1 protein-coding gene and 1 pseudogene are annotated in these 1,206 nt (G+C 59.5%); one reads left to right on the top strand and one right to left on the bottom strand.

The window, feature by feature from the left end:
* A pseudogene (locus tag EV674_RS17295) lies at nt 1-212 on the bottom strand (tyrosine-type recombinase/integrase); the annotation flags it as partial.
* 304 nt (nt 213-516) lie between these two features.
* Between EV674_RS17295 and EV674_RS17290 the strand changes: the two are divergent.
* On the top strand, nt 517-1,206 hold a 690-nt coding region (locus EV674_RS17290), incomplete at its 3' end, for a DNA-binding protein (protein WP_207902198.1).

The raw sequence follows: 1,206 nt of genomic DNA, 5'->3' as shown, positions 1-1,206 counted from the left end.
GCGCACCAAGCCAGCAGGCGCTCGGCCTCGCGCTTGTAGCTGTCAAAGGTGTGGGGGCTGTCCTGGTGCCGCAACAGCCAGCCAGAGACCGCATCCAGGTCGTTGTCTGCGCGGGTGAGCGTGCGCGCACCGGCATTGGCTGCGGGCCGTGCGGACAGGGCAGTGAGTCCGTCGGGTGTCCAGGCAGGTGGCGGGATGGCAGGGGTGGTCATGGTGAGGCAGGTTCAGAGGCTAAAAATGTTTCACGGGCAATTTTTCATGCCGCTGATTTGCTATCAAGTGGTTGATTTTCTTGTACTTTTTTCTTGCGTCTAGTGATTTTTTACCGTGAAACATTCTTTGGTACCGACGTTTTTTGGGGCACTTTTGGTGGTGGCGCCGTTATTCTTTGACATTATGGTAATAATGACTAAAAACTAGCTGGAAGCGTCGCAAAAACAGCGTAATGCGTGCGTAACTACACGCTAAAAACCTACAATAGCCCATCACAGAACGGTTTTTACAGGAGCACGCCCCATGTCACGCCTGACCCAGGTGCAGTATGAGCAGGTGGCCAGCGCCTGCGCGGAGCTTTTTCGCGCGGGTGACTCGGTGAGCTTTGCCAAGGTCTACCAGCGCATCGGCTCGCGCGGCGGCCAGCAGGTGGTCTCTGACATGATTCGCCGCTGGCGCCAGGAGGTGGCCGAGCGGCTTCTCGCTGAGCGTGAACATCCCCAGTTGCCCCCTGAACTGGTACAGGCCTCGGACGGTCTGGTGGCTGCGCTGTGGCAGCAGGCGTTGGGTTCGGCCCAGCAGGGGTATCAGCAGCAGGTGGATGCTTTGGCGCAGCGGGAAGCGGAGTGGCAGCGCAAGCTCGATGCGTCTCAGGTGTATGTGGCTCAGGTGGACCGGGAGAATTTGGAAATCAAGGCGCAACTGGCCCATGTGCAAGGGCAGTTGCAAGCGCTGCAGGCTGCGCACCAGGATCTTTCCCAGCAGAACCATGGCTTGCAGGATCAATTGACCCAGGCAGAAAAGGCGCGGGTGCTTGCCCAGGAGCAGGTGGTGCAGTTGCAGGCGGCGATGGAGTCTGAGCAACTACGGCATGCCCAGGCGCTGGAGGCCTTAAAGGCACCCCTTTCAAGGTGTTTCCCGCCCAGCCTTGATAACCCGCGCGGTTGCCACATGCGAGCGAGCGAGGCTGCCGTCCACGAACCCTTTGGGAGC

Source organism: Simplicispira metamorpha, from assembly GCF_004341365.1.
Lineage (GTDB): Bacteria > Pseudomonadota > Gammaproteobacteria > Burkholderiales > Burkholderiaceae_C > Simplicispira > Simplicispira metamorpha.
Note: the sequence above shows the minus strand (reverse complement) of the source record. Positions and strands in the feature narration are given on the sequence as shown.